This window comes from Bradyrhizobium sp. 31Argb, assembly GCF_043638955.1.
In the GTDB taxonomy this organism is placed as follows: Bacteria; Pseudomonadota; Alphaproteobacteria; order Rhizobiales; family Xanthobacteraceae; genus Bradyrhizobium.
In genome coordinates this window covers 1-6,609 of the sequence record NZ_JBEGDB010000361.1, presented here as the reverse complement: position 1 = coordinate 6,609, position 6,609 = coordinate 1, and the positions used below count along the sequence as shown (strand labels likewise).

The window sequence follows — 6,609 nt, the reverse complement described above, 5'->3', positions numbered from 1 at the left end:
TCGGGCTCGATCACAACGAAAGCAGATCCTGGCATGGCTGGCATCGCCACGTCTCCCTGGTGATGCTCGCCTTCGCCCATGATGGCGGCAATCCGTCATCGCGCCAATCCGCTGCCGCCCAAAAAAACGAAACGGATCGACTGTCTACCAAGTTCCGGCGGCGCATTGAGGACACGTCTAGTGCGGCGTTCAAAGCCGACGGTCATTTTCACGCTTTCTCGGACGCAGGATATCTCATGTCTCGTACTCCTCCATCCTCCTACAGGCTATTTAGCAACCGGTTCTCCAGGGTGAAGTCGGCCACGACTTCCTTCAGCGGCGAACAACCTACATTGTCGCGCGTCAGACATGGTGATATTCCTCCGAGCAGCATGGAAAGGGGTTCCGCTTTCTCAGAGCAGTTGGCACGATTCTTGATATCCCCCAGCTTGCGAGCGACGCTGACGCGCTCGACAACAAAAAGGAGCAATCATGGAAAAAAGACCAACGATGAAAATCGACCTGCCAGCCTACGGCGTAACCGAATTGCCCCCCGAAGAAGCAGCGGCAACTTCAGGAGGCTCGTTCTGGAAGATTTTCGATAGGATCGTGCAAACAGTGGTTAGCGTTGCGACCGTCGTAGCAATAGCACTAGTCGGAGCTGGAGCTCTTCGCGGGGGCGTTGGTCGCCATCTATAGTGAGATGGCTAAAGCCTTATCACGGCAATCGGGGGCGCTGGTCGGTGCACCACTTAATCAGCGACCGGCGCCACTCGATCAGAGTCTTCATGGAGGCCGCCAATCGTCAATAGGAATACACGTCTGCAATGACCAATATCCTGCTCCCTCCTGAAATGATCAACTTCACTGCAGAGAGCATCCTGTCGCGAGAATCAGGACGATCTTTGGCGATCTACAAGATCATTGTATCTTCTGTTGTTGCGGCGTTGCTGTCGCTGCCAGTCATAACGGTCACGCTGTCAGTTCAAAGTGCCGGTGCGATTCGTCCCACCATCGAGAAGACTCCTCTGATCGCGCCCGCCTCCGGGCGTATCTCACGTGTACTCGCAGTTGAGAACGATCTTGTTGCACAAGGCGGAGAAATCCTCGCTCTTGACGATAAGGTCATTCAAGAGAAGATCAGTATGCTCCTTGGCGAAATTCGTGCGAAGAACGATCGCACCGCTGATCTCCAGAGCATGATCTCTTTCGGTGCGCAGGCGGACGCGCCCATCCCCCTGCGGACCGACTCCGCCACGGCCGAGTGGCTGCATTTTCTCAATTTGTTGCGGGAGAACCAATATGCCCGCAGGAATGCCGCCGCAGAATTCGAACGTGCTCAGCGTCTCGTCTCGGTTGCCGCCGCGCCCGCAAAGTCAATTGAGGAAAAGGCTTTGGCTCTCCAGACCCTTGAGGTGAGAGGCGAGATCCTCGCCCGGAGCAAATCCGCCGAATGGAACCAGCAGCTCTTCGACACTAATCTGCGCCTGAGAGAACTAACAGCCAACTTGCATCAGCTTGAGAATGAACGCGATCTGACTATCATCCGTGCACCCGTGTCAGGGGCTATCGAGCAATTCGCCGGCCTTACGCCCGGAAGCTACGTCCAGGCGGGGCAAACCGTCGGCTGGATCTCGCCCGACCGCGAACTAGTGGCAGAAATCTACGTTTCGTCCAAAGACATCGGATTCGTACGGCCCGGCCAGCCGGTGCGGCTCCAGGTCGATGCTTTCAACTACAATCAATGGGGTGTGATCGACGCGACAGTGCTAGACGTGGCGCAGGACTTCACCCTGCGTGACAAGAACCCGGTGTTCAAGGTCCGCTGCGCGCTCTCTCGAAATTACCTCGAACTCAAAAACGGGATAATTGGTCATCTGAAGAAGGGCATGACCGTGCGCGGCCGCTTTCTCGTGGCGAAGCGCACACTCCTGCAACTACTCTACAACCAGATCGATGATTGGCTTAACCCGCTCCTGTCAGCTCGCTAGTTAAATTTTCTAAGGGGCCAGTGAGTCGCCATGTCGAGTCGTATCCTCAAGTTCAAGCAGCGCGACATCACGGATTGCGGGACTGCCAGTCTTGCTTCCGTTGGAGCCTTCTATGGCTGCAAGTTGCCACTGTCGCTCATCCGCCAGTATGCCTCGACGGACCGCTCTGGCACCAGCGTGTCGGGTCTCCTCCAAGCGGCTCAAAAGCTCGGCTTCATTGCCAAGGGCGTCAAAGGTGGCTTCGACAGCTTGTACAAGATCCCCAAGCCCGCCATCGCGCATGTGGTCGTTAAGGAGGTCCTGCACCACTTCGTAGTCGTTCAGGCGATCGATCCGAGGTGGGTCACCATCATGGACCCAGCGTATGGAGAGATCCGCAAGCTGTCGCACGAGGAATTCAAGACGCAATGGACTGGTGTCCTGGTGCTCATGGTTCCGGCAGACACCTTCAAGCGCCGCGACGAGACCACCTCCCCCCTTCTCCGCTTTGCCCGACTGCTTGCGCCCCACCAAGCCGCGCTGACGCAGGCCCTCGTTGGCGCACTGATGACGACCCTCCTCGGCCTCTCGACGACCATCTACATACAAAAGATTGTCGATCATGTTATCACAGCAGGAAACCGCAATTTGCTCAATCTCATGAGCGTCGTGATGCTGCTGATCCTTGTGCCGCAGATCCTGATCAATTTCCTGCGAAACCGGCTCGTCCTGCAAACGGGGCAAAAGATCGATCTCCACTTGATCCTAGGCTACTACAATCACATCCTAAGCCTGCCCCAGAAGTTTTTTGATGGCATGCGTACGGGAGAAATCATCTCCCGCATGAACGACGCGGTCAAGATCAGAAGCTTTCTGAACGACGTCTCGATCACCTTATTTGTTGATGTGCTGGTGATCCTGTTCTCCTTTGGGCTGATGTTCGTCTACTCATGGAAAATCGCTTTGGTCGTGGCGGGCTCCGTCCCACTATACCTCTTCGTTTATTGGACCATGAACCGGCTGAATAGCAAGCGCGAGCGCGCCATTATGGAGAATGCGGCCGATCTGGAGGCGCAGGTGGTAGAATCACTCGAAGCCATCTCCACGATCAAGGCTTTCGGCATAGAGAGCTATGCCGGCCTTAAGTTCGAGACTCGCTTTGTCAAGACCCTGCACTCCGTCTACAGGTCCGGCCTCATCTCAATCGTCGGAGACAATGCATCGATCTTCCTCTCGACCCTATTCACCATCGTGATGATGTGGTTTGGTGCAACGCTTGCCCTCGATCAGACCATTACGCCCGGCGAGTTACTGTCCTGCTATGCGTTGCTGGGCCATATCACCGGTCCGGTTACAAGCCTAATTCACGCCAACAGGATTGTTCAGGATGCCATTATCGCGGCGGATCGCCTGTTCGAGATATTCGACCTTGAGCCAGCAAGCAGCGGCGGCATTAATGCTACGACGCCAGATGTTGGCGACATTCATCTGGAGAACGTCACGTTCCGCCATGGCGCCCAGCCGGAGCTTTTTAAGGATTTCAGCGTCACCTTCCGGCGAGGGGAGATCACGGCCGTGGTCGGAGAAAGCGGCTCGGGCAAAAGTTCGCTTGCTGCGCTGCTGCAAAATATGTACCCGCTTGAGGGTGGACGCATCCGCATCGGCTCCTATAACCTCCAAGACCTCTCGGCTGAATCCCTGCGCAAGATTGTTGCCGCGGTACCGCAATCCGTGGACGTGTTCTCGGCCTCAGTCATCGAGAACATCGCCCTTGGCGAGTTCGAGCCGAACACCGGGAAGATAGTGCACATCTGCGATCAAATCGGGCTGCGAGACGTGATCGACCGCTGGCCTGGTGGCTACCAGGCCTATCTGGGCGAGAACGGCGTACGCCCTTCGGGCGGAGAGAAGCAGCGCCTAGCGTTGGCTCGAGCTTTGTACCGCGATCCAGAGGTCCTAATCCTCGACGAGGCGACCGCCTCTCTCGACTCCGTCGCCGAGACATTTGTCATACGGGCGGTTGAGGAACTGCGGCAGGCCGGCAAGATCATCGTCGTTATCTCTCATCGACTCAACACGATTTGCGGAGCCGATAAGATCGTCGTCTTGGATAAGGGACGTGTTGTTGCGGAGGGAAGGCATGCTGATCTGCTGACAGCTGAAGGCGCTTACGCTCGCTTGTGGCGGGCGCAGACCACATCCAGCTAAACGCTCGTGGATTACGCTGGCGGCCGCAGCAACGGCTGCACCAGTTAGACGCCATTGGACGCCGGGCAGGTCATCGCGACCGTGTAGGCAATCCGACGACGCTACATGTGCTCGCTTTCTGGAGCTATCGTGCCCAGCGACCGAGAGGGAAAGCAGATAAGTGACGTGGGGTTACCCGAGACGAAGCCACGAAAGAAGGCGGTCACGGCCAGTAGAGACGGGCGCTATAGCTGCCGCACGGGCGCCAAGCTGTCCAGCGTTTACGAAATGAGACGCTCGGCACGCAAGCACAGTACATTACTCCCCCTGAAATCGCACAGCTAATGCAAGAATTCCTCCGACAAACGGGAGATAGATTCCATTTATAGTTCGACTCCCGAAACTCATGGGTCTTTCCGAGTTGACAATCTCGGCCTCAGCGCCGACATTTGTCCGGCTCCAGAGCGACGGACTGTTCACGCACGTTGAAGAGGATATTCCAGCGGTAGCTGCGGCGCGAAAGCGTTTCCGTCCTACACAGAATTTTTTACATCATGAGGCGAGCCAGCCTGAAGGACAGGTATCTGCGCCACAGACTGGCTGCTCAAGCGACTTTTTGCGCATGTTCCTTATGCGCTCTGAGGCGGATCAGTCGGACAGATGATTGGATCGATGTTATAAGTACCGTCCGGATTTGGCGTAATTAGCCAAGCGCACGGATCTTGTCCTCCCGCAGCAGCACACGCTTCTTCGAGACTCAATTCGGTCACGCCATAGCTGACATATTCATACGTTTTCCTTTCGCACAGTCGGCGGGTCAGGAACTGCTGCCGCCAACGCAGCGGATTCAAGTCTCGTGCCAAGCGCTCAGGAAAGCCAGTAATAAGCGGCTCTGCGTCTCAGAGGCTTAGCTGAAATGTGCTGCAGACCGCGCGAACATTACGTCGCATGTCAAAGTCATAGCATTCTCGTCGCAAACGCGACCCTATTTGTTGTTGATGCGGCTTCACAGCATGGCAGCTGCAGGTGCGGACCGGCAGACAAAGCCCGAGTGACCGAACCGGGCAAGACAAATAGTTCGCCAAAACGAAAGGCCGGCGCGATGGCAGGTTCCATCATCTTTCCTGGCTTGTTGCCCTCAACTGAACTACACAATAGTGAACTCGGTGCTGGTCAGGATGTCCGCCGCCCTCCATGGCGGCGCGCAGAGACTTGCTCGGAGTCGAAGGCCGAAGCGAGCGCAGTCCATAAGCTATCGAACAGCTTTCTTCTTGGCGTAGTTGGCGCCCCCTCCCCTCCGCGATACGCTCGTTGACGAAAGATCCGCAAAGGTGAAGGCCTCTCAAGCTTTTGGCAGCCTGAGACAAGCACTACCGCCATTACCACCTCGGCAATGCGATGCGGATGCGGAGATCACGCCCGAGGACTCGCGACCGATTCAAGGAAAAGATTGTGCGGATGGCAGCGTCGCGCGTTCGTGTCCAGGTCGCGCCGCCTGTTGTCCCGTTTGTCGTGTCTCGGACAAGGAGATGTACGGCCGGCGTGGCCACACTCTCGATTAAGCCATTGAACAAAATGGAGAGCGGTTTATGTGGGGCGCTTCCTGGCAGAGTTGGCACGTTCCTTGACTTTCTGTCTTTGCATTGCCAGGCGGTAGCTTCAGCTTCGCGCTTGCACTTGAAAAGGGGATAACAATGAAGGCCGACATATCAGCCTACGGTGTAACCGAATTAACTCCTGAAGAATCGTCCGCAACGTCGGGTGGGGTAATTTGGGCGATCGTGGGAGTTTTGGCGGCGCTAGCAGCAGGCATTGCAGCTGGATGCTGATGCTTCTGAAATGGACCCGCGGAGCGGGACCGCTTGAACAGGCGAGCGATCGACGAAGCTCCTTCGGCAGCTTCAACCGGACGACAGTCAGGATTTCGTCGAGGCCTTCGAGGATGCTCGCCGCTACGCCGGGCCATTGCTGGTCGAGTCGACGCGCGAGATTGCGGATCAATTTTTCAGCCTTGTCGGCGTCATCGAGCTCCCAGGCCTGGCGCAGCACCCGACGGGTGGCCGCATGATGCTGTTTCGGCAAGCGTTCCATAATGTTGCGGGCCTTGTGGATCTGGCAGCGCTGGATCGCGGCGGCCGAACCGAAGGTGCGGCGGATCGCCTTCGACAACGCCTTCGCGCCGTCGGCGATGAACAGTCTTGGCACCGTCGGGTCGAGCCCGCGCGAGACCAGGTTGTCCAGCAGGGCCTGAACCGTTGCGGCATTCTCGGTCGCCTGCCGCGCGGCAAACAGGATGGAAGTGCGTATTGCCGCATCTAGCGATGTTCCCGAGAGACCTCCTATTGCCTCATCTATTTTGCTCCCTAGCGAGGGGAGCGAGGAAGCTGGTCTCACAACTAGTTGTTCATCGCAGTGATTTTGACGTTTTGATACCGAGCCATTCGAGGATGGGCAAGTTTTCGGGTGGCAAGAG

General features: G+C 56.8%; 2 protein-coding genes and 2 pseudogenes. 3 read left to right on the top strand and 1 reads right to left on the bottom strand.

Annotated features, from left to right (window positions below; translation table 11 throughout):
• The 3 genes and pseudogenes from AAFX91_RS37430 to AAFX91_RS37420 form a co-directional block, all read left to right on the top strand.
• A pseudogene (locus AAFX91_RS37430) lies at positions 1-294 on the top strand (hypothetical protein); the annotation flags it as partial.
• Positions 295-884: 590 nt separating this feature from the next.
• Complete coding sequence (locus AAFX91_RS37425; protein ID WP_394569849.1) at positions 885-1,970, top strand: HlyD family secretion protein; 1,086 nt, start codon at positions 885-887, stop codon at positions 1,968-1,970.
• A gap of 30 nt (positions 1,971-2,000) precedes the next feature.
• Positions 2,001-4,157, top strand: a complete 2,157-nt coding sequence (locus AAFX91_RS37420) for a peptidase domain-containing ABC transporter (RefSeq protein ID WP_394569848.1) — start codon at positions 2,001-2,003, stop codon at positions 4,155-4,157.
• 1,839 nt (positions 4,158-5,996) lie between these two features.
• Here the strand turns inward: AAFX91_RS37420 and AAFX91_RS37415 are convergent.
• Positions 5,997-6,410: pseudogene (locus AAFX91_RS37415) on the bottom strand (transposase); the annotation flags it as partial.
• Positions 6,411-6,609: the final 199 nt, after the last annotated feature.

What these genes read in the sequence shown, in the direction of transcription:
- AAFX91_RS37420 (WP_394569848.1), top strand. Translation starts at nt 2,001, where the DNA reads ATGTCGAGTCGTATCCTCAAGTTCAAGCAGCGCGACATCACGGATTGC.